Annotated in this window: 26 protein-coding genes; 24 read left to right on the top strand and 2 right to left on the bottom strand. The window is 39.1% G+C overall.

The features are described from left to right. The first annotated feature begins 6 nt into the window (after positions 1 to 6). The 6 genes from relB (at position 7) to SM122_RS02935 (ending at position 2,427) form a co-directional block, all read left to right on the top strand. Positions 7 to 300 (top strand): type II toxin-antitoxin system RelB/ParD family antitoxin, encoded by a 294-nt coding sequence (relB, locus tag SM122_RS02960; RefSeq protein ID WP_049497549.1) that lies wholly within the window; start codon positions 7 to 9, stop codon positions 298 to 300. Then, entirely contained in the window at positions 293 to 631 is a 339-nt protein-coding gene (locus SM122_RS02955) for a type II toxin-antitoxin system RelE/ParE family toxin (RefSeq protein ID WP_023026905.1), read from the top strand. Before relB ends, SM122_RS02955 begins: the two co-directional genes overlap by 8 nt. Positions 632 to 643: 12 nt before the next feature. Further along, entirely contained in the window at positions 644 to 1,081 is a 438-nt protein-coding gene (locus SM122_RS02950) for a hypothetical protein (protein ID WP_324737783.1), read from the top strand. 172 nt (positions 1,082 to 1,253) lie between these two features. Next, on the top strand, positions 1,254 to 1,454 hold the full coding sequence (locus SM122_RS02945) for a helix-turn-helix transcriptional regulator (protein ID WP_003003382.1): 201 nt from the start codon (positions 1,254 to 1,256) through the stop codon (positions 1,452 to 1,454). Then, positions 1,441 to 1,959: a DUF3278 domain-containing protein gene (locus SM122_RS02940; RefSeq protein ID WP_037615666.1), complete on the top strand. Its 519-nt coding sequence runs from the start codon at positions 1,441 to 1,443 to the stop codon at positions 1,957 to 1,959. Before SM122_RS02945 ends, SM122_RS02940 begins: the two co-directional genes overlap by 14 nt. Positions 1,960 to 1,983: 24 nt before the next feature. Then, positions 1,984 to 2,427: a GNAT family N-acetyltransferase gene (locus tag SM122_RS02935; protein ID WP_407700472.1), complete on the top strand. Its 444-nt coding sequence runs from the start codon at positions 1,984 to 1,986 to the stop codon at positions 2,425 to 2,427. 279 nt (positions 2,428 to 2,706) lie between these two features. On the opposite strand, the gene SM122_RS02930 is transcribed toward SM122_RS02935, so the two are convergent. Both SM122_RS02930 and SM122_RS02925 read right to left on the bottom strand, forming a co-directional pair. Further along, positions 2,707 to 3,492, bottom strand: a complete 786-nt coding sequence (locus SM122_RS02930; RefSeq protein WP_070845504.1) for a CPBP family intramembrane glutamic endopeptidase — start codon at positions 3,490 to 3,492, stop codon at positions 2,707 to 2,709. Between the two features lie 4 nt (positions 3,493 to 3,496). Beyond that, positions 3,497 to 4,384 (bottom strand): helix-turn-helix domain-containing protein, encoded by an 888-nt coding sequence (locus SM122_RS02925; protein ID WP_324737782.1) that lies wholly within the window; start codon positions 4,382 to 4,384, stop codon positions 3,497 to 3,499. A 350-nt stretch (positions 4,385 to 4,734) separates the two neighbouring features. Between SM122_RS02925 and SM122_RS02920 the strand changes: the two genes are divergently transcribed. The 18 genes from SM122_RS02920 to SM122_RS02835 all read left to right on the top strand — a co-directional run bounded on the left by SM122_RS02920 (position 4,735) and on the right by SM122_RS02835 (position 22,614). Further along, a complete protein-coding gene (locus tag SM122_RS02920) occupies positions 4,735 to 5,754 on the top strand; it encodes a DNA/RNA non-specific endonuclease (protein WP_155125324.1) in 1,020 nt (339 codons plus the stop codon). 119 nt (positions 5,755 to 5,873) lie between these two features. After that, positions 5,874 to 6,050, top strand: coding sequence for a hypothetical protein (locus tag SM122_RS02915; protein ID WP_003017298.1), 177 nt, complete (start codon positions 5,874 to 5,876; stop codon positions 6,048 to 6,050). Further along, on the top strand, positions 6,050 to 6,661 hold the full coding sequence (locus tag SM122_RS02910) for a Fic/DOC family protein (protein ID WP_023023568.1): 612 nt from the start codon (positions 6,050 to 6,052) through the stop codon (positions 6,659 to 6,661). Before SM122_RS02915 ends, SM122_RS02910 begins: the two co-directional genes overlap by 1 nt. Positions 6,662 to 6,920: 259 nt before the next feature. Further along, entirely contained in the window at positions 6,921 to 8,669 is a 1,749-nt protein-coding gene (locus SM122_RS02905; RefSeq protein WP_324737781.1) for a glycoside hydrolase family 13 protein, read from the top strand. 82 nt (positions 8,670 to 8,751) lie between these two features. Next, the gene (locus SM122_RS02900; RefSeq protein WP_155125321.1) at positions 8,752 to 9,291 is read left to right on the top strand and encodes an RDD family protein; all 540 of its coding nucleotides are present in this window, start codon (positions 8,752 to 8,754) and stop codon (positions 9,289 to 9,291) included. Between the two features lie 60 nt (positions 9,292 to 9,351). Beyond that, positions 9,352 to 9,795 (top strand): 8-oxo-dGTP diphosphatase, encoded by a 444-nt coding sequence (locus SM122_RS02895; protein ID WP_155125320.1) that lies wholly within the window; start codon positions 9,352 to 9,354, stop codon positions 9,793 to 9,795. Between the two features lie 288 nt (positions 9,796 to 10,083). Beyond that, a complete protein-coding gene (locus SM122_RS02890; RefSeq protein WP_155125319.1) occupies positions 10,084 to 10,395 on the top strand; it encodes a hypothetical protein in 312 nt (103 codons plus the stop codon). Positions 10,396 to 10,546: 151 nt separating this feature from the next. Continuing rightward, on the top strand, positions 10,547 to 11,269 hold the full coding sequence (locus SM122_RS02885; RefSeq protein ID WP_272106564.1) for an Ltp family lipoprotein: 723 nt from the start codon (positions 10,547 to 10,549) through the stop codon (positions 11,267 to 11,269). 107 nt (positions 11,270 to 11,376) lie between these two features. Continuing rightward, positions 11,377 to 11,649, top strand: coding sequence for a hypothetical protein (locus SM122_RS02880; RefSeq protein ID WP_324737898.1), 273 nt, complete (start codon positions 11,377 to 11,379; stop codon positions 11,647 to 11,649). 151 nt (positions 11,650 to 11,800) lie between these two features. After that, positions 11,801 to 12,616, top strand: a complete 816-nt coding sequence (locus SM122_RS02875) for an Ltp family lipoprotein (protein WP_324737780.1) — start codon at positions 11,801 to 11,803, stop codon at positions 12,614 to 12,616. A gap of 201 nt (positions 12,617 to 12,817) precedes the next feature. Then, positions 12,818 to 13,705 carry a DUF4300 family protein gene (locus SM122_RS02870; RefSeq protein ID WP_324737779.1) on the top strand — a complete coding sequence of 296 codons (888 nt, stop codon included), beginning with the start codon at positions 12,818 to 12,820 and terminating at the stop codon, positions 13,703 to 13,705. A gap of 3 nt (positions 13,706 to 13,708) precedes the next feature. Beyond that, positions 13,709 to 14,122: a hypothetical protein gene (locus SM122_RS02865; RefSeq protein WP_195623055.1), complete on the top strand. Its 414-nt coding sequence runs from the start codon at positions 13,709 to 13,711 to the stop codon at positions 14,120 to 14,122. A 67-nt stretch (positions 14,123 to 14,189) separates the two neighbouring features. Then, positions 14,190 to 15,041: a CbrC family protein gene (locus SM122_RS02860; RefSeq protein ID WP_324737778.1), complete on the top strand. Its 852-nt coding sequence runs from the start codon at positions 14,190 to 14,192 to the stop codon at positions 15,039 to 15,041. 252 nt (positions 15,042 to 15,293) lie between these two features. Further along, positions 15,294 to 16,733, top strand: coding sequence for a helix-turn-helix domain-containing protein (locus tag SM122_RS02855; protein ID WP_324737777.1), 1,440 nt, complete (start codon positions 15,294 to 15,296; stop codon positions 16,731 to 16,733). A gap of 309 nt (positions 16,734 to 17,042) precedes the next feature. Continuing rightward, positions 17,043 to 18,551, top strand: coding sequence for a glycerol kinase GlpK (glpK, locus tag SM122_RS02850; protein WP_324737776.1), 1,509 nt, complete (start codon positions 17,043 to 17,045; stop codon positions 18,549 to 18,551). Between the two features lie 33 nt (positions 18,552 to 18,584). Beyond that, on the top strand, positions 18,585 to 20,411 hold the full coding sequence (gene glpO, locus SM122_RS02845) for a type 1 glycerol-3-phosphate oxidase (RefSeq protein ID WP_195327084.1): 1,827 nt from the start codon (positions 18,585 to 18,587) through the stop codon (positions 20,409 to 20,411). A 69-nt stretch (positions 20,412 to 20,480) separates the two neighbouring features. Beyond that, positions 20,481 to 21,182: an MIP/aquaporin family protein gene (locus SM122_RS02840; protein ID WP_195327085.1), complete on the top strand. Its 702-nt coding sequence runs from the start codon at positions 20,481 to 20,483 to the stop codon at positions 21,180 to 21,182. A gap of 667 nt (positions 21,183 to 21,849) precedes the next feature. Then, complete coding sequence (locus SM122_RS02835; protein ID WP_023023545.1) at positions 21,850 to 22,614, top strand: (S)-acetoin forming diacetyl reductase; 765 nt, start codon at positions 21,850 to 21,852, stop codon at positions 22,612 to 22,614. Positions 22,615 to 22,652: the final 38 nt, after the last annotated feature.

The raw sequence follows: 22,652 nt of genomic DNA, 5'->3' as shown, positions 1-22,652 counted from the left end.
GTAGAAATGGCAAACACGAAAGCAGTGAATTTTCGAGCAGATGCGATGTTTTACCAGAAAACAAAAGAGGTACTTGCTGATGAAAAAATTTCTGTGTCAGATGTCCTAAATGCAGCACTTCGAAAAATTGCTAACGGGACTGTGGATCCAAGAGAATTTGTTTCAAGTGATTTGCAGAACACGCAGTATCAAGTGGCCTTTGAGGATTTGAAGAAGGAGATTTTAGTTGGGCACCAGGAAATTGCTCAAGGGAAAGTCACTTCTGTAGCCGATGTGAGAAAGGAATTTGGTCTTGACTAAGTTGAAACGCTATCAGGTCTTTCTTGCAGATCAGGCTAAGCAGGACTTGCGTGGCATTCACGACTATATTCTTGTGAATTTTTATAGCCAGCAAGCTGCAGATGGCAAAGTTGATTTGCTATTAAGTGCTCTTGAGACCCTAGAACTGTTTCCAGAAGCCTGTCCTCTGGTATCAAGCCGGGGCTATGGTGAGATGACGAATGATGTGAAACCCTATCGTTATATGCCAATAGAGAACTATCTCGCATTTTATTATATTGAGAAGCATACAGTGTATGTTGCTCGTATACTCAGTGCAAAGCAGGATTGGGTCAAGATTTTTTATAAGTAGGATGAGGACCCCATGTTAAAATCGAATAAGCTGATTATTTTTTTAGTTTCCCTACCTTTTCTGATGGTCATTATTTTCTATTCTCTTAGTGAGCATCCTGGATATAGTGATGATGGGAATTTTGTCAGAAATCATGAGGCTGCTATTAAGAGTGAAATCATCGCACACTTAGCTCAGGAAAGGCAAGACATAAAATCTGTGACGCTCTTACCAAATACTGCTAGAGGAGAGTATGATAATGGTGGTGATGTGAGCGGACATTACCATATCTATTTTACAGCCTACGTCAATCATAATCGCGAACGAACGATAAGCGTAGAACTATTCTTCCCAGATGCCAGCATCCCCCCTTTCACCTTGTTTCCTCCTAACCCTTATAAAGACAAGGGCAAAAAGATGTCCAATTGGGTGATGGGGAATATTGAAGTATCGGAAGAAACCTCTAGATAGTATATAAAAGAAATCACAACGATAGCTACAGAAGTCTATCGTTTTTTAATGCTTTTAAAGTTGAGAAAATAGTTTTAGGAAACGATGTCAAATATACTTGACATCCGGCAACTAGTATTGTAAAATAAATGTATCAAATATATTTGACACATTTACATTTAGGAGGTGCCAAGTGAACCGTGTGAAAGAATACAGAGTCAATCTTGGTCTTTCTCAATTGGCTTTGGCAAAAAGTATTGGAGTTTCCAGGCAAACGATTAATATGATTGAGAATGGGAAGTATAACCCTTCCCTAGATCTCTGTATCAATCTAGCAAAAGAGCTTGGGACGGATTTGAATTCTTTATTTTGGAGGATCGATGATGATGAATAAAAACTGGCAATTGAAATGTGTGAAAGCTTTCTACGATATTACAGGTGAGCTTGACGAATACAAGGAAAAAGAATTGAGTACTTTTGGGAACAACATGTACATGCTCTTTATGTCGGGAATTATCCTTGGATTCCTGCTCAGTTTCATGTTTAATACGGATTATGTCAGTGTGATCACGTTTTTAGTATTTTGCTACTCCCTGTACCAACAAGAGCAAGTGATTCATCGTTTGGAACTCGACATCTATGAGGTTTCAGAAGATGAAGTAGGAGAGGCAAAGAAAAAGATGCTAAAAAGAACATTCCTTCAAACCTTGATTGTGATGGGACTAGCTATTTTTGTTGCGATTGGTCTTTGGAGAACAGGATTGCTACAAGAAAATAAGATAAGCTTTGAAATGTATTTCACTTTTATTTTCCCTCTTGTCATTGGGCTGATTACCATGATTAGTTTCTTGAGTAATTTCATTGCAAATAGAAGAAAAATCAAAGTGATCCGGGATTAGATCCATCAGAAATAAGAACAAGTCATGATGAATAGAATAGTAGACGAACAGATAACGCTTATTCCTTATTATAGGAATGATGACATCTCCCTTCTTTGGTATCAGGATAGTGAGGTTTGCAAACAAGTGGATAATACTGATCAGATTTACGATGTAACAAAACTTCATAAAATGTATGATTACCTAACTTCACATGGTTCGTGCTATTATATCCAATATGAGGGAGTGTTAGTTGGAGATGTGACACTTCAAGATAATTCAGAGCTTTCTATAGTGATCAGCAAAGAGTATCAGAATTTACAGATCGGAAGACGGTGTATTTCTGAAATGATACAGCTGGCCAAAGAGAAAAAAATGGTTAAGGTAACTGCTCAAATTTATCCTTTTAATACTCAAAGTCAAAGAATGTTTTTGGCTTTGGGATTTCAGAAAGTAGATGAAGAGTGGTATGAATATAAGTTGATTTAGGAAAGGTGTGTATCTCCACATAGATTAAGACTGTAATCTGCTGTTTATAAAACAATGTTCATGAAAAATAGAGATAAAGGGTAGCCACTGATACATGGACAAGAGTTTTTTCCGAAATCTAAATATGAAGAGAACACCAACAGATGATTTTTGTTGGTGTTCTTTTTATATGATTTTACAATCTATCACTCTGATTCATGTTTGAAACAAGTTAAACAAACAGTTGTAGGAGGACCTTCGAAGTCGAAATTTTGTACGGTTAATGGAGGGATTTTCCCACTATAATCTCTCCACAGTTTTATTTCGTATATGAATTGCAATCGGTGTGATAAGTAGGTATAGCAAGGTCAAAATGATAAAAAATCCGATATCAGCATCCAAAAATACATAAACGATATTAAAGCCAAAATGCATGAAAATAGAATAAATCAGATTATTATATTTTTCCAAAATAATATTCATACAAATAGTAATAGATGTAATCACAACTATATTAGCAATAATATAAGGAACAGCCCGCCAGTCCGTAAATTTTGAATCTACAACCCACAGAAGTGTGTGCCAGAAACACCAGACTAGGCCTTGATAGATAGAGGATTTTAAAAAATGATATTTTTTATTAAATTCTTCTCTCATATAACCACGCCACCCTAATTCTTCACCAGTCGGACCTGATGTAAATGATAAGAATATACTTAGTGGCAATGATACGGTTCCTAGATTGATGTAGGAGAACATTGTTTTTTGGGTCATAAGTGAGTAGAGGAAGAGTGATAAAATACTGAGCCCAAATGTAAGACCAAATGAAGATAGAAGTGGGAGTAACGACACTTTAGCAGAGAAACACCGCTTAAGGAAAGTTGTTCTTTTCTCATCAGTCCTGAAATACTTCCATCCAAATAAAAGAAGGTATGATGGAGACCAAGCGACAATATTTCGTACAATCCACATGATAACAGGTGGAACCTTAAATATTAAACTTGCAGGAGCTGCTACAAAAATAATGAGTGCCCAAACAAGTATATAAGAACTGATGATGTATCTTTTTAAATAATTTACATTCATTTAGTTACCCTCTTTCTTCAGCTGTATAGATAACTAGTTCACTCTTAATACCATTCAATTCAATTATATTATCTGCATCGGGTGAATCGAATGGTTCAGTTTTTTGCCCATTTTTTTCATAATAAATATTTGTTCCAATTCCTTTGGTAACAGCAGTAAATAGGCTGTTTTCAGGAATACGAATTCTGGATGTTGCCGAAATCTGGTTAATGTCAATTTCACCGTTTAATGAATGACATAATACTTCCATATCATGATTACAGTTTATTTTTACTTTACCTGAAATATCTTCTAGGGTTAAATGAGATGTCTTAACGTCAAGTTCGATATTGTCACATTCTAGGGAGTGAATTTCTACAGACTTTGCACGAACCGCACATTCAATGTGACTAATATAAGGAGTTGGGATTTGCACAAAGATACTGACAGTTTCTTTAGCCGTTGCCTCTGTTACACCATTATAACGTTTTACATCTACGTCAATTCTTTTTCTACTATCATCAATTTTTACTTTAAAATCATTTTGAAGTGTAGGAAGAAGGTTAGATACCAGACGAACTCGAATTTTTTCTCCCTTGTATCCAGACAATACAAACTTTTCTGCGCCTCCAAATTTCATATCATAGCTCTTGATCTTATCGATATCATACTCTGTGATACTCTCAAAAAGATATTCGCTCGTCTTAAGAGTAGTTCTTTCATTACAGATTAGTTCATCGATAGAGATGTTAAATAGGTTTGAGATGGATATCATATTTTCGATATCTGGAATTCCAGCACCAGTTTCCCACTTTGTTACAGCTTGTCTTGATACACCGATTTTTTCAGCTAAAAGTTCTTGTGACATCCCTACTTGTTTACGTATGGATTTTAATTTTTCAGCAAATGTCATGTTGTATGACCTCCTCTATATTTTATGATGTAATTTGTCATAAAGTAGCAATATGACTGATTTTAGTATAGAATAAATGATGATTACAGCACAAGCAAGTAGAGGTTGCATTCTCATTTTTTTTGCTACTTTGCGTAGCATTTATCGTTTTAACGTTGATTTTTAGCATTATTTTAGTTATTTTATCATACATTCAAATTGAATGATGAATAGAATTTAAAATAATATTTTAAATTCCCAGATAGTCTGGTAGTAATAATAAATAGCATAAAATAATTTCTAAAAGCTATTTATTTGTAACCGTTTTTTCTGCTATAATATCACTAGATAGAAATGTGGGAGTTTCAATCATGGTTACAAAACGGTTTTTGAAAAATGTTATTGTTGCGATAGTCTCGGTTTTTATGTCCTTGGTTGTTGTTCAAGGGGCTCAAGCTCAGCAAACTGGATTCGATTACCAGAGTCTTCATCTACTGCCTTTTAATGGCAATAAGCAGCTAGTACTGGGGGATTTTGATCATTTAGGTCGTGCGACCTCCGCTCATATTCAGCTGCAGGACAAGGATGAGCCAAAGAAAAAAAGAGAACCGCGTCTCAGCTATAATCCGGTTGGTTGGCACAATTATAAGATTGCTTATGGAAATAAAGGAAAGAAGGCCTGGTTGTTCCATAGAGGGCATTTGATCGGGTATCAGTTTAGTGGTCTGACCAATGAAGGAAAAAATCTGGTTTCTCTAACTGCCTGGACCAATACGGGGAATTATAAAGGGACAGCGGATAGCAATGTGGAGGGCATGCTCTACTACGAGAAACGACTCGATAGCTGGCTGGCCACCCACCAAAATTACTGGTTAGACTACAAGGTGACTCCGGTATATACGGGGGATGAATTGATTCCTCGGCAGGTGACCTTGCAATATGTAGGAATTGATCGAGATGGCAACCTTCTACCAATCAATTTAAGTAGTCCCAAAGAGTCGGTAGATGCTTATGGGATCACCACCGTTACCTTGGATAATTATTCCAAGAATGCGACCATTGACTATCTGAAGGGGACTGCCAAGCCATCTTTAGTGCCGACAGAACCAAGTAGTCAACCTCAACCTGCTAGTCCTTCTGTAGAGACGCAACCAAGTCAAGCCCCTCAACCGAGTCAAGCAGTAGAGCCAGCTCAGCCAGTTCAATCTGTCGAGCCTGCAGAGCCAACTCCTCAACTGGCTCCAGTAGTTTATGTAGCCAGAAATGGGAGTGCGGAAGTTTATTGGTATTCTTTGGACAGTATGCCTCGCAATACTAATTTTTCTAAGGTTGTTCAAATGTCAGAAGAGCAAGCGCTAAGTCTTGGAAAGCGGCATACAAGTAAGGAATGAGGATCAGTTATTCTGCTAATGAAGAAGCCCAATTGTTGGGCTTTTTGTGTAGGGTAAGTACTAAATAGGAGAACTAAAATGATTGAAAATATGCTATAATAATAGGACGGAGGTAGAATATGACCTTAGATGTAGATAAAGAAAAAATGATGATTATGGGTGTGATTTTTGACAACAAAAAGGTATTTAAGAGTGTCTGGTTTGCTCTGAGCACCAATATGATTGAAGGATGGCATCCCACGGTAGAAGACGTGGAGCGACTGAGAGAAGAGGCAGTTGCATTAGGAGTTGGATAATGGTCAGAAAAATATATGATGGGTATGATTATATAGACCCTGATAATTTATACACTTATCCCCATTCATCTGTTCTCATAAATAAATTTAATGAGAAAAATGATAATAAAGCACGAGAATTAGAATATCGTTTAGTAGCAAGCCAAAGTTTAAAACTGTTTATTAATCCAATTGAAGTAAATACTGTTTCAGATATTTTAAAGATTCATAAGTTTCTTTTTGAAGGAATGTATACTTGGGCAGGTCAATACCGTCAAGTAAATATCTCTAAAAGTGGAAATGCTTTTATGCCAGTTCAGTCTTTTGATATGGCAGAAAAATTTTTAAATACTTTGCTTTCAAACTATTTACTTAACGCAAATAATAAAATTGAGATTTGTAAAAGTTTAGCTGAGATATTAGATAATCTAAATTATTTTCACCCATTTCGAGAAGGAAATGGTCGTACTCAACGAGAAGTTATCCGTTCTTTAGCTTTGATGAAAGGTTATGAATGTGAAATTTCAATTGGTTTAGATGATGATATCTATCATTTATATATGGATGGAACAGTTTATGGAGATACTAGTAAGCTCGAACAACTGTTCAATAAACTATTAACAGAAATATAGATCTGTAGTATATTTTAGTAAGAAACAGTATAAAGTGATGATTATAAGGTAAAGTCATTGCTTCAATAAAGATCTTTAAGCCCAATAACTGGGCTTTTTGTGTTGCACTACAATCTTAAAAAGTTAGTAGTCTAAAATTATCTCTCACAAGATCTTGCAAAGCTTTTTCTAAAGTTGTATACTAGAATGAGTTTTGTGTAATCGTTTGCATAAATTGATGAATGATGAGAAGAGAGAGCAAAGTAGGAGACGAGGACAGATGGAATTAACAGCGATTTATCACCGGCCTGAATCAGAGTACGCCTATCTTTATAAGGACGGCCAGCTCCATATTCGCATCCGGACCAAGAAAGAGGATATCAAACGGATTGTCTTGCGCTATGGGGATCCTTTTATTTTTATAGAGGATCTATATGAGGCGACCAAGGAAATGGACAAGGTGACGACCGACGACCTCTTTGATTATTGGCAAGTGTCGGTGTCTGTCCGTCATGCCCGGATCCAGTACCTCTTTGAATTAGAGGATATAGCGGGAGAGAAGATCTTGTACGGAGACCGGGGTGTGGCAGCTTACACCAAGGAGAACCTAGACTTCGTCATGAACGGTTTTAAGCTTCCTTTTATCCATGAGATTGATGGGTGTGCTGTTCCGGATTGGGTAGCTCAGACAGTTTGGTATCAGATTTTTCCTGAGCGCTTTGCCAATGGGAATCCAGCTATTTCGCCAAAAGGTGTTCGTCCTTGGGATGCCTCTATTGCTCCTCAAGTATTGGATTTCTTTGGTGGTGATTTGCAAGGGATCATCGATCATCTGGACTACTTGCAGGAGTTAGGGATCACAGGGCTCTATCTTTGCCCGATTTTTGAGTCTCCAAGTAACCACAAGTACGATACCATTGATTATTTTGAAATTGATCGACATTTTGGTGATAAGGAGACCTTCCGCCAGCTAGTGAAAGAGGCCCACGCGCGTGGGATGAAGATTATGCTGGATGCCGTCTTCAACCATATTGGTTATGATTCACCCCAATGGCAGGATGTGGTCAAATACGGGGAGGATTCGATTTACAAGGACTGGTTCCATATCAAAGAGTTCCCTGTCTCCTCAGAAAATCTGTGGAATAGTCGCGACTTGTCTTACCATGCTTTTGCCTTTGCGGGCTTTATGCCTAAGCTCAATACGGCTAATCCTGAGGTGAAGGCCTATCTCTTGAAGGTGGCGACTTACTGGATTGAAGAGTTTGATATTGATGCTTGGCGACTGGATGTGGCCAATGAAATCGACCATCAATTTTGGCGGGATTTCCGTAAGGCAGTCTTGGCCAAGAAACCAAACCTCTATATCCTTGGAGAAATCTGGCATTCGTCCCAACCTTGGCTCAATGGCGATGAGTTCCATGCGGTGATGAACTATCCCCTCTCTGAAAGTATCAAGGATTATTTCCTGCGGGGGCATAAGGAAACGCAACGCTTCATTTGGGAGATCAATAGCCAGTCCATGTACTATAGGCAACAAATCTCTGAGGTGATGTTTAACCTCTTGGACTCCCATGATACAGAGCGCATTTTGACGACGGCCAAAGGCGATCTTCAGTCTGTCAAGTCTGCTCTGGCCTTCCTCTATCTGCAACGAGGAACGCCCTGTATTTATTATGGAACGGAGCTAGCCCTCATCGGTGGTCCAGACCCAGATTGCCGCCGTGTCATGCCATGGGAGCGCGTGTCAGCGGACAATGACATGCTCAACTTTATGAAGGAATTGATCCAGCTCCGAAAAGAAGTAGCAGGCATGATTCAGTATGGTAAAGTGAGTCTGGAAGAAGTAGAGCTAGATATACTGGCAGTAGAATGGCGGTATGAAGGACAGCTCCTCAAAGCATATTTTAACCACTCCAAGAAAGACGTTGTCTTAGAAAGAGAACAAGCAGATCTGATCAGCCTTGGGAGCATCTCTGATGATCAATTGGTTATCCAACCAAATGGATTTGTTATTTATAGAGAAGATTAATAAGAAAGAAGACTGGAATTTAGGTATTTCAGTCTTTTTTTATAAATGGTTTCTTTATTCGTACCCTTATATTATAATGGAGATGAGAAAGGAGGAGCCGGCGATGAAGATGTTAGCAATCAATCCTATTTCGGTTAAAAAAAGAATGATAGAATTTCTATTTGATTATCTTTTCATTCTAACTTATTTAGTTTTTCTGTTTATAGGTTCGATGCTTATTTACATCATTTTTTTTAATGGTGTCCCAGAGTTTACAGAAATTCAGTCACAGTGGCTTGTATTTTTAACATCTATTTTGCCAATCACCCTCCTGTTTACATATTTGGATTATGCAAAAAATGGGAGCTTGGGGAAGGGAAAAGCGGGACTTGAGCTGGTCTACCAGAAAAAAACAGTGCAAGCTAGCTTAATCAGAAACACCATTAAATTTTTACCTTGGCAAATTGGTCATATGGGCACGATTCATGGTTTCTATAGTAATTTTGACGGATTATCCATTAGCCTCTCTATTTCGGCGACTCTCCTCGCAGTTTTGCTACTGGTAATGACGCTGTTTAGGAAAGATAAGAGGCATATAGGTGACCTGCTAGCCCATACGCAAGTGCAACTAAAAGAAGAATAGGGTAGAGATTGTTTATCCTATCCTTAAAGAAAAAGACAAACATAGTTAGGAAATATCTATATGAATGAAAACGTCGAGTTTACAAATCTTTGTATGGTAAGAGATGGCGATAGAGTTCTTGTTATTGATCGTAAAAAAGAGGACTGGCCAGGCATAACCTTTCCTGGAGGTCATGTCGAAGCGGGAGAATCATTTACGGAAGCAGTAATCCGTGAAGTGAAGGAAGAAACTGGCTTAAGGATTGCTTCTCCCCAGATTTGTGGAATGAAAGATTGGGTGGAAGATGGCATTCGTTATGTAGTTCACTTTTATAAGACAGAAAAGTTTGACGGAGACTTAAGATCCTCTGAAGAGGGGGAAGTCTGGTGGGAGGACCTGAAAGAATTGCCAAAACTAGACCTCTCCTTAGATATGGAGGATATGCTTCGTATTTTCCTTGAAGAAGACCTGTCTGAATTTTTCTACTACCAAGATGGAGAAGACTGGAAGTACGATTTAAAGTAAAATTGAACGCTGATTCTGAAAAAATAACCTGATCCAAGTGTAATAGAGCAAAGTCCCAAATTGAAGGTGATGAGTAACTTGGTCAAGAAATATGATCGGAATTGGGATAATAACTGTGTTAGATCTCACCATGATAGCATGCTTAGTCTATTAGAAACCGAGATAGAAAAACACAAATAAGTGTGGCTTACCCTTGGTCTATTTTTCAATTCGTTTAATTGTACTTTTACCTACATAGGTGTATAATGTGTCCCTAGGTAAAGAAAATAGTAGAATAAGGAGATTCATATGGAATTAAAAGATTTTACAGAAAAAGAACAAGAACAGATCAACCAAGGTTTGAGTACAGCTGATATTTCTGATAAAGAAGCAGCTAAGAAGTTGCTCGCTCTTGTCCCGCAGGAATGGATCAAACGAATTCCTTTCTTTGTCAGAGGGCATGCGACGACCAAGACTGTTGAGCGTGTAGCCAAGCAATACCCTGAACTCTATGCTGTGGCGAAACGTCAAGGGGATCTTCCTGAAAAAGAAGGAGAAGAGCTCCGCAAGATTATGACAGCTATCTTTGAAGAAAAGATGAACAAACACAAGATTAAATAATCCTTTATGATTTTTATCTCACAATTGAACGAGTGATTGCAGTTGAAAGATTGCAGTCGCTTTTTTATACATTGTATAATGACTTTTACATTAGTAAATAAAAATGAAGAATATTTCATGATATAATACGAATGAAAGTAGTTCAAGAGGAATGAAGGATTCCATTGGAGAAAAACAAATAAAGGTGTTCATTATGAGAAGATTTTTGACATTTATTTTTACGATGGTTGGAATGATGGTAGTATTTGTAGCTTTTATGGTATATAGTTATGAAAGAAGTTATAATGAATGGAAAAGTTCACGTTCAGGATCAAAAGTAACTTATCCTGTAGAAAACTACGCTTCTTCAAGTGATAGGAAAAATAAGGATGATTTAGAATCATTAATGAAAATGTTTAAGCAAAGACTTTTTCCTATAACCTTACTAGAACCAGTAGATAAAGAGGCATATGCAAAAGCTAAATCTTTGTCAGTGAAATCTCCTTTATCGGAGCAGCAAATTAAAATTTATCTTACTAAGTATGACTCGTATACAGAGGATACTTCCCAGTCCGCTGTCAATAAGCTTAATATAGACTGGAAAGAGCGAGCTGTTTTAAGAGCAAAATCATATCAAAAGTTTCATTATTCAAAAGAATATTTAGTTTGGCAACTTGTAAATGATGATTTATTTACTCAAAAAGAGGCTGACTATGCTGCAGAACAAGTTCATTTCGATTGGAAGGAGAACGCTGTGAAAGAAGCGGAATCTTATGCAAACGTTAGCAAAATTTCGAAAGAAAAGATATTAGAAATACTTGTTGAAAATAGAAAATTTACTCAAGAGGAAGCGGAGTACGCAATAGAACATGCCAAAATAGATTGGGATGACTAAAATATAATAGTGATATGTTTTTATCTAAATGTTCTTCCATTACAAACAAATTTGTCAATAAAAACATTTTTAACTTTTAGAACTTTACAGAAAAAGAACAAGAACAAATCAAGCAAGGATTGAGTACAGCTGAGATTTCTGATAAAGAAGCGGCGAAGAAGTTGCTCGCTTTAGTCCCGCAAGAATGGATCAAACGTATTCCATTCTTTGTCAGAGGGCATGCAACGACCAAGACAGTTGAGCGTGTAGCCAAGCAATCCCCTGAACTCTATGCCGTGGCTAAACGTCAAGGGGACCTTCCTGAAAAAGAAGGAGAAGAGCTCCGCAAGATTATGACAGCCATCTTTGAAGAAAAGATGAACAAACACAAGATTAAATAATCCTTTATTATTTTTTATCTCACATTGAACGAGTGATTGCAGTTGAAATATTGCGGTCGCTTTTTTGTTTACTAGTATGAAGACTTTTACACTAGGAAATAAAAATGAACAATATTTCATGGTATAATACTAATGAATGTAGTTCAAGAGGATGAAAGATTCCATTGGAAAAAAACAAGTAAAGGTAGTCATTATGAAAAAATTTTTGATATTTATTTTTACAATTTTTGGATTATTTGCAGGAATGCTAGCTCTGATGGCAATTGAGTATCAAATAAGTTATAATAAATGGAAAAATTCATATTCAGGATCATTAGTAACTGATTCTGAAGAAAAATACTCTACTTCAAGTGATGGAAATAAGGATGATTTTGAATCATCAAAACAAGAATACGCTTCTTCAAGTTCTAGTACGCAGAATTATGATTATAAAAAATATGCTTCTTCAAGTGATGGAAATAAGGACGATTTAGAATTATTATTTAATTTGCTTGTGAAAAAGCTTTTTCATCCAGCTTTAGTAGAAAAAGAATTTAGAAGGGCATATGCAACAGCTAAGCAACTGTCAAAGGATTCTCCTATTTCGAAGCAGGCTATCAAAAATAAAATAAAGATTTATAATTATTCAGACGGAGCCAACCAGTATGCTGTATATAAGCTTAATATAGACTGGAAAGAGCAGGCTGTTTTAGCAGCAAAATCACTTCAAAGGTATCGTTATTCAAAAGAAAAATTAGTTTGGCAACTTATAAATGTTGAACTATTTACCCAAGAAGAGGCTGACTATGCTGCAGAACAAGTTCATTTCGATTGGAGGGAGAACGCTGTGAAAGAAGCGGAATCTTATGCAAATGGTAGCAAAATTTCGAAAGAAAAGATATTAGAAATACTTGTTGAAAATAGAAAATTTACTCAAGAAGAAGCTGAGTACGCAATAGAACATGCTCAAGTAGATTGGTTGAATTAAACAATAATTTTAATTTTGATCTTTGTAACATATTGAAGAGCTGGACAGTTTGCCAGCTCTTTTTTACTACTTATAAAATTTTCTTATTTCGTAAAAAATAGTTGGAGCAAAGCCAGTTTTAAACTATAATATAGGAAAAGGATTATCGATATGAAAAATTTATAGAACAAACATTTTAATCAATAGAGAAGGAACCAGTTTATGAAACTATCTAAAAAAATCATGCTCCTTACTAGCTGTGCTTTGGCGATCTTTGCTTTAGCGGCTTGTGGGACCAACCAAAAGCAATCCAAGGAAAAGAAGGAAACTTCCACTGTGCAGAAATCTAGTTCAGACAAGGAGCACTACAAGGGAACATACAGCAACCTCAATAGCAAGGCTAGTGTCGAAGAAGTGCGCACTCTCTTGTCTGCTTATTTGGATCAGGAGAGTGTAGATAAATTTTTGGGTCTAGTAACGGACTATGATAGCATTGTCGGCTCGGTCGGTTTGACGGGTGACTTCAGCAAGTTCAAGAAAACAGACTACAATGTCGAGAAGATCAGTGACTTATGGACCAAGCAGAAGGGCGATTTTGTCGGGACCAACTGCCGGATCAATAGTTATACCTTGCTGAAGAATCGCATCGAGATTCCTAAGATGAAAGCGGATAGTGAACTCTTGTTCGTGGACAATGATGCTATTGACAAAGGAAAAGTCTTCGATGAGGCAGACAAGGAAGCTTTTAACATTCTGTATTCACGGGTTCCGACAGAGGCGACGACGGATGTCAAAGTCCATGCCAAGAAGATGGAAGAGTATTTTTCTCACTTCAAGTTCAATGAAAATGCCCGCATGCTTTCCGTTATCGTTCATGATAACCTAGATGGGAATACCCTTTTTGTAGGGCACGTCGGTGTCTTGGTTCCTGCAAAAGACGGCTATCTCTTTGTTGAAAAGCTAACCTTTGAAGAGCCTTACCAAGCCATCAAATTTGCGACCAAGGAAGATGTCTACAAATACTTGGAGACCAAATACCAAGATTACACCGGTGAAGGTCTAGCAAAGCCCTTTATCATGGACAATGAAAAATGGGTTGAAATGAAATAGAGGATGAAGGACATTGTGATAGCATTTATAAAGATAATAGAGAGTGCTCCTATTCTATATATGCTGGTTTTCTTACTCTTTTTCAGTCTTCTCCTTTTCCTGAGAAGAAGGGCAATCGTGAGACGTAGCGGTGGCCCCTTCTTTGCCCCTTTCCATATTAGCTATGGAATCTTCTATATTCATGTGTCTCTGTGTTTCAGCCGTCGCAGGATCCCACTGAAAGAAATCAAGCAAATCACGTATGCAATTTTTCGTGGTCGCGCTGGTGGTGGGAGTCGCTATGCTTTCTATATCGAACTCAGAAATGGAAAGACCATTCCCTTCTTTTTTGGTAAAAGTAAACAGAATGAACTGTTGGTTGAAAAACTCAATCAAAATGCTGGTAAGTATGGGTTTAAAGTACATTTTCAACGCTAGAATACAATCACCTGAAGGAAACAAAACTAGGATTTGATTCTCTGTAAAAACGAAAGTGAGCAATTCTATGAACGATTCTATGAAAGAATATATCTACTTAAAAAAGCAGTTCCAAGCGCAAGATAAGGATTCATCCAGCGTGCTGGCTTTCTATGAATTTGCGGATCGGCTGACCTTACTGGAAACTCCAGAAGCTAAGCAGGTCTTGGTGGATGTGTATCAGGAGTTGGGCTTGTATGCCAGTGCCTATGCTCTCTTTTCAGAGTTAGTAGACAAGTCTGATCGCAAGCAAGTTAAGAAACTTTTCACATTAGAAAAGATGAGTCTAAGTCATGGAGATCGTTTTGCGCTCTCTCGTCCCTTGACCGAAAAAGAAAAAGAGGCTCACAAGGAGAAAGTCAGTGAATTGCCAACCTTCCGCTATCATCCGGACCCACTAGCGACGGGTTCCTTTAAGGAAGGGGAGCCTAAGACCTGCCCTTCGTGTGGGGAAGACCACACCATCTATTATGCTCTGAGACCTTATTGTGTAGAAGAGCTAAGACATCTCTGTCCAACTTGTATTTCTACTGGTCGTGCTGCCCAAAAGTTTGAAGCAGAGTTTATCCAAGATGCTGATTGGCAAGGAGTCATGGATAAGGAAAAAGATCAGGTCCTATTCTGTCAAACTCCAGGCTATAGTAGCTGGCAGGGCGAACATTGGCTCTCCTGTTGCCGAGACTACTGTGCTTATCTGGGGACAGTTGGCACTCGTGAACTGGAAGAAATGGGCATTGCTGAGCAAGTCTTAGCAGAATACGAGTCACGTAATGAATTTCAGGATGTGGCTGAATACTTAGTCAAGGATGGTTCTATGTGTGGCTATCTCTTTCGATGTCTTCATTGTGAACAACACCATCTGTGGGTTGATGCGGATTAGGGTGCGATCTATCTGATTTATCATCCTGTTACGGAGGTAAAATGAGCAAATTATTTTCGAAATCCTAGTAGCCTCTTGGCTAGTGGCTATACGAAAATCATAGAGTAGAGCTTTACCTCTCAGCCGATTTCGGTGGGAGGTTTTATAATTTAGAGATTTGTGATATTTAGATAGAGCTGGTAAGCATTATATTTCGACTTTCATAAGTTTTGTGTTATGCTAAAACTAATATCATGGAAGGGTTTTCTGAAAATGCATTTAGCTGATTTAATGGAAAAAAGTGAGGGTGGGCAGTTTTTAATCCTGTCACATCTGCAGCAGCATTCTCCAAGCAGTCTGTCAGAAGTGATGGCGGAGACAGATTTTTCCAAAGCAACCTTGAACAAATATCTTGCATTGATCAATGACAAGGCCAAAGAGAATCAGCTGGCCCTCTCTATTGAGCTAGAAGATGAAAATCTTCGCCTTCTTATAGGTTCGAATACCAAGGGGCGAGACATTCGGCGGGCTTTTTTGGACAATTCGATCAAGTACCAACTATTGATCTATTTGCTGTATCATGGTCAATTTCAAGCTCAACAATTAGCGCAGGAGCTCTTGATTAGTGAAGCGACATTAGGGCGTCATATTTCGGGCTTAAACAAATTATTAGCTGAGTTTCAATTTTCCATCCACAATGGGCGCTTGAAAGGACCTGAACATAAAATTCGTTATTTTTATTTTGGCTTGTTACGAAAAGTTTGGGCTAGTGCAGACTGGAAACAAGAACTGAACAGGAAAGAAAGACAAACTGAAATTGCAACCTTAGAGGAGGTGTGTGGTGCCCAGTTGTCTCAAGGCCAACGCTTGGATTTTGTTCTCTGGTCTCACATTACCCAGCAACGACTAAAGGTCAATGCCTGTCAGTTCCGAGAAATTGAACAGAAGATGAAGGGCTATACAGACAACATTTTTTACCAACGCTTGTTTCGTCGAGTAGACCAGCTCTTTTCTGGGAGACACATTGCCCTTAGTCATGATGATGGAGAGATGTTGGTCCACTTTGCTTTCCTTGTTACCCATCGGATCCTCCCGCTTCATACTATGGAGTACATCTTAGGCTTTGGGGGAGAGATTGGGGCTTTGACTACGCAGCTCATTCAAGAGATGAAAACGCAGAAGCTTTTAGGAGAGTATATAGAGGGTCCAGTGACCTATGAATTGAGCCAAATTTGTGGGCAGGTTTATCTTTTTACAGGCTACCTTCTTCAAGACAAGTATAAGTACCAACTTGAAAGCCACAATCCTTATGTCTTTAGTAGTCATGATTATAGAGAAGTAGCAGATACTATCTTCAGCAAACTTCCGATCTTTTGCCAAGGAACAGCTCTGGATAAAAAAATCAAGTGGGAGTGGCTCCAGTTAATGGATTATATCGCAGAAAATAGTGGGAGACAAATTAAGATCGGCTTAGACTTAACAGTGGGCTATTTAGGCTATACACGGATGACAGAAGTCCTCAAGCGCTACCTAGAGTACAATCGTTTTATTACCATTGAAGCTTTTGATCCAGCTTCAGATTACGATTTGATCGTGACCAACAATCCGATTAGCCTTACCCAGCGGATTCCTGTCTATTATTTAAAATATGATTTAGATATGATCGATCTAGCCAATATTCGCCAGATGATCTACCAAGAAGAAGGTCAATAAAGCTATTCAATGCTTGATGAGACTTTTACGATATTATTGAGCTGAGTTAGAAGTAATAAAAAATTTGAGGTTAGGCAGAACAAATTCAAAACGAATTGTTCCTCCTAGCTTTTTTATTAGATTTTTCTAAAAATTTCATTTTTTCTAAGTCTTAAAAATCCTTATGAAACAAGGGTTCTGAATCCATCTACTCAATTTTTTTAAAATTCTTAAAAAAATTGATGACATGAAAGCGGTTTATTTTGTATAATAGAAAATGTAAGGAGTACGTCTCCTAAAGAATATTTCTTTTTCCCAGGAGGACAGTTCATGTCACAAGAAAAATACATTATGGCAATTGACCAAGGAACAACAAGTTCAAGAGCCATCATTTTCAATAAAAAAGGAGAAAAAGTAAGCTCTAGCCAAAAAGAGTTCACGCAAATTTTCCCTCAAGCTGGTTGGGTTGAACACAATCCAAATGAAATCTGGAACTCTGTTCAGTCTGTTATCGCTGGTGCCTTTATCGAGAGTGGCATCAAACCAGGACAAATCGAAGCTATCGGAATTACCAACCAACGGGAAACAACCGTTGTTTGGGATAAGAATACTGGACTTCCAATCTACAATGCCATTGTCTGGCAGTCTCGCCAAACTGCTCCTTTAGCTGAACAGCTTAAGAGCCAAGGGTATGTCGAAAAATTCCACCAAAAAACAGGTTTGGTCATTGATGCCTACTTCTCAGCAACTAAGATTCGCTGGATCTTGGACCATGTAGAAGGAGCACAAGAACGGGCTGAAAAAGGAGAATTGCTTTTCGGAACCATCGATACTTGGTTGGTTTGGAAGTTGACAGACGGAGCTTCTCACGTAACAGACTATTCAAATGCTGCTCGTACCATGCTCTACAATATTAAAGACCTAAAATGGGATGATGAGATTTTGGAAGTCCTCAATATTCCTAAGGCTATGCTTCCAGAAGTGCGTTCAAACTCTGAAATCTATGGAAAAACAGCTCCTTTCCATTTCTACGGTGGAGAAGTTCCTATCTCAGGTATGGCGGGTGACCAACAAGCAGCCCTCTTTGGACAGTTGGCCTTTGAACCAGGTATGGTCAAAAATACTTACGGTACTGGATCTTTCATCATCATGAATACAGGTGAAGAGATGCAGTTATCTGAAAATAACTTGTTAACTACCATTGGATATGGAATTAACGGGAAAGTATACTATGCCTTAGAAGGATCCATCTTTATCGCGGGTAGTGCCATTCAATGGCTTCGTGATGGTCTTCGTATGGTGGAAAACTCACCTGAATCTGAAAAATATGCGCGTGATTCTCACAACAATGATGAAGTTTATGTGGTACCGGCCTTCACAGGTCTAGGAGCACCATACTGGAATCAAAATGCTCGTGGTTCTGTCTTTGGCTTGACTCGTGGAACAACCAAAGAAGACTTTATTAAGGCGACTCTTCAATCCATTGCTTACCAAGTACGGGATATCATCGATACTATGCAGGTTGATGCTAAGACGGCTATTCAAGTCCTTAAAGTGGACGGTGGAGCAGCTATGAATAACTTCTTGATGCAGTTCCAAGCGGATATTCTTGGTATTGATATCGCTCGTGCTAAAAACTTGGAAACAACAGCTTTGGGGGCAGCCTTCCTTGCTGGCCTGTCAGTCGGCTACTGGAAAGACCTAGATGAATTGAAAGAACTCAATGCAACTAGTGAACTCTTCGAGCCTTCTATGAACGAATCTCGTAAAGAACAACTCTACAAGGGATGGAAGAAAGCTGTTAAAGCTACCCAACTCTTTGCAGAAATTGAAGACTAGTCAAGACTTCAGTAGGATAGAAAGTGAAGAATTATGGAATTTTCAAAGAAAACTCGTGAATTATCGATTAAGAAAATGCAAGAACGCACCCTGGATCTTTTGATTATCGGGGGAGGGATCACAGGTGCTGGGGTAGCCTTGCAGGCAGCAGCAAGTGGTCTTGAAACAGGTTTGATTGAAATGCAGGACTTTGCGGAAGGGACATCAAGCCGTTCAACAAAATTGGTCCACGGTGGACTTCGTTACCTCAAACAATTTGACGTAGAAGTGGTATCAGATACGGTATCAGAACGTGCAGTAGTGCAACAAATTGCTCCTCATATTCCAAAACCAGACCCAATGCTCTTACCAGTCTATGATGAAGATGGGGCAACTTTTAGCCTCTTCCGTCTCAAGGTAGCCATGGACCTCTATGACCTCTTGGCAGGTGTCAGCAATACACCAGCAGCCAACAAGGTCTTGACCAAAGAAGAAGTGTTGGCTCGTGAGCCTGAGTTGAAACAAGAAGGTCTAGTCGGAGGTGGGGTCTACCTAGACTTCCGTAACAACGATGCTCGTTTGGTGATTGAAAATATCAAACGTGCCAACCAAGATGGGGCCCTCATTGCCAACCACGTAAAAGCAGAAGGATTCCTCTTTGATGAATCTGGTAAGATTACAGGTGTAGTGGCGCGTGATCTCTTGACTGATCAAGTCTTTGAAATCAAGGCACGATTGGTGATTAATACAACTGGTCCTTGGAGCGATAAAGTGCGTAACCTCTCAAACGATGGAGAGCAGCATTCACAAATGCGTCCAACCAAGGGTGTTCACTTGGTCGTAGATTCAAGCAAGATCAAAGTTTCTCAACCAGTCTACTTTGATACTGGTCTTGGAGATGGTCGGATGGTCTTCGTCTTGCCACGTGAAAACAAAACTTACTTCGGAACGACTGACACGGACTACACTGGCGACTTAGAGCATCCAACAGTAACTCAAGAAGATGTCGACTACTTGTTAGGAATCGTGAATAACCGCTTCCCAGAAGCTCACATCACCATCGATGATATCGAAAGTAGCTGGGCTGGTCTTCGTCCGTTGATCTCAGGAAACAGTGCTTCTGACTACAATGGTGGAAACAACGGCACTATCAGTGATGAAAGCTTTAATGCTTTGATTGCAACAGTTGAAGGCTATCTTTCTAAAGAAAAATCGCGTGAAGATGTTGAATCAGCAATCAGCCACTTGGAAGGCAGCACTTCTGAAAAACATTTGGATCCATCTGCTGTTTCTCGTGGATCAAGCTTAGACCGCGATGACAATGGTCTTTTGACCCTGGCTGGTGGGAAGATTACAGACTACCGCAAGATGGCTGAAGGAGCGATGGAGCGTGTCTTGACCATTCTCAAGGAAGAATTTGACCGTCAGTTCAAATTGATCAACTCTAAGACCTATCCAGTATCAGGTGGAGAAATTAACCCAACGAACGTGGATTCTGAAATCGAAGCCTTTGCTCAACTTGGCGTATCTCGTGGCTTGGATAGCAAGGAAGCTCACTACCTAGCTAACCTATACGGTTCTAATGCACCTAAGGTCTTCGCCCTCGCTCATAGCGTGGAACAAGCACCTGGATTGAGCCTAGCAGATACCTTATCACTTCACTATGCAATGCGCAATGAATTGGCACTTAGCCCAGTTGACTTCCTTCTTCGTCGGACGAACCACATGCTCTTCATGCGAGATAGCTTAGATGCAATTGTCGAACCTGTTTTGGATGAAATGGGACGCTTCTATGAATGGTCAGAAGAAGAAAAAGCTGGCTACCGTCAAGACTTGCAAGTCGCTTTGGAAAACAATGACTTGGCAGCATTAAAAAATTAAGAAAAACAAAAAGGGGTTGGAAAGAAGAATATCTGACCGGCCCCTCTTTATAATGGAGAAATAAATCATATGAAAGAATTATTTGGTGAATTTTTAGGGACCTTAATCCTGATTCTTTTGGGAAATGGGGTTGTAGCAGGAGTGGTTCTTCCGAAAACGAAGAGCCATAACTCAGGTTGGATCGTCATTACTCTTGGTTGGGGGATTGCAGTTGCAGTGGCAGCCTTTATCTCTGGCAAGTTAAGTCCGGCACATTTGAATCCAGCGGTGACAATTGGGGTTGCTCTTAATGGTGGACTAGCTTGGGCATCTGTGATTCCTTATATCATCGCTCAATTCGCTGGAGCCATGGTAGGGCAAGTCCTTGTCTGGTTACAGTTCAAACCGCATTACCTAGCAGAAGAAAATCCTGGAAATATCCTTGCAACCTTCAGTACAGGTCCAGCTATCAAAGACACTACTTCCAATCTAATCAGTGAAATCCTTGGAACCTTTGTTTTGCTATTGACCATCTTTGCACTTGGTCTTTATGACCTTCAAGCAGGACTTGGTACTTTTGCCGTTGGTACCTTGATTGCAGGGATTTGTTTGTCTCTCGGTGGAACTACAGGCTGCGCTCTCAACCCAGCTCGTGACCTAGGACCTCGTATCATGCACAGCCTCCTTCCTATTCCTAACAAAGGAGATGGTGACTGGGGTTACGCTTGGATCCCAGTAGTTGGTCCAATCATCGGTGCAGTACTTGCAGTAGCAGTCTTTAAAATGTTTTAAAAAATGAAAGAGGCTGGGACAAAAGTCCTAGCCTCTCAATTGTCTTTGGATTATCGAGCAAGACGCAGTGGTTGAGTGGGCTCTACCACGCTGATTTCATCAGCTTTTACAGCCCTACTCAACTGTGAGGAGGTGGGACGACGAAATCGAATTCTAACGAATTACCGATTTCTGTCCCACTCTCTTTTAAAATACTGTATCAGATAAAGAGAGCTTTGTACGTTCTAACTTAAAACAAGCTATAAGAAATGTAAAACGCAATAAAGAAAATAATGATCGCAATAATGTATTGAACTGGTTTAGGTAGGTTATTCAATTTATCCATGAATTCTTTCATTGTTAGATCTCCTTATTATTTGATTGTCTTATAATTAGTGTAGCATGAAATAAGGCCCAAAACAATAGGCAATAGGAGTGTTTTTGTCAAGATATAAAACCCTTTTCAAAATTATTATAATCAGTTAATCTATTACTAAATAAAGATAAGATAGATTGTAAAATACTTTAGAAAATAACAGGCTAGAGTTTGACACTTTTTTCACAAAGGAGTATACTGTTAGCATAGTTTTGGAAGGAACTTATGATAGATTCACCCAAAACTGACTGTCAACCTTTGCTGTTCTTCTATGAACGTTTGCTGGTATCGGGGATACCAAGGAGGAATCATATGTCTAAAGTAGCTATTGTCACAGGTGCAGGTCAAGGGATCGGTTTTGCGATTGCAAAACGATTGGTACAAGATGGCTTCAAGGTCGGAGTCTTAGACTACAATGCTGAGACAGCAGAAAAAGCAGTAGCTGAGTTATCAGCAGAGAATGCTTTTGCGGTCGTTGCTGATGTCTCCAAACAAGCTGAAGTGGCTGCAGCTTTCCAAAAAGTTGTGGATCATTTCGGAGATTTAAATGTTGTCGTTAACAACGCTGGTGTTGCTCCAACTACACCACTTGATACGATTACAGAAGAACAATTTGAACGCACTTTTGCCATCAACGTTGGTGGTGTCATCTGGGGTGCTCAAGCTGCACAAGCTCAATTCAAGGCGCTTGGCCATGGCGGAAAAATCATCAATGCAACTTCACAAGCAGGTGTTGTAGGTAACCCTAACTTGACTGTCTATGGTGGTACTAAGTTTGCAGTTCGTGGTATCACTCAAACTTTGGCACGTGACTTGGCTGATTCAGGTATTACTGTCAATGCGTATGCACCTGGTATCGTTAAGACTCCAATGATGTATGATATCGCTCATGAAGTAGGTAAGAACGCAGGTAAAGATGACGAATGGGGTATGCAAACATTCGCTAAAGATATCACTTTGAAACGTCTTTCTGAACCAGAAGATGTAGCAGCAGCGGTCAGCTTCCTTGCTGGACCTGATTCAAACTACATCACAGGCCAAACCATTATCGTGGATGGTGGAATGCAGTTCCATTAAGATGAAAAAAAGAGGTGGGATCAACATCCTAACCTCTT

Source organism: Streptococcus gingivalis (genome assembly GCF_035544715.1).
GTDB lineage: Bacteria > Bacillota > Bacilli > Lactobacillales > Streptococcaceae > Streptococcus > Streptococcus gingivalis.
This window is presented reverse-complemented; position numbering and strand designations above follow the sequence as displayed.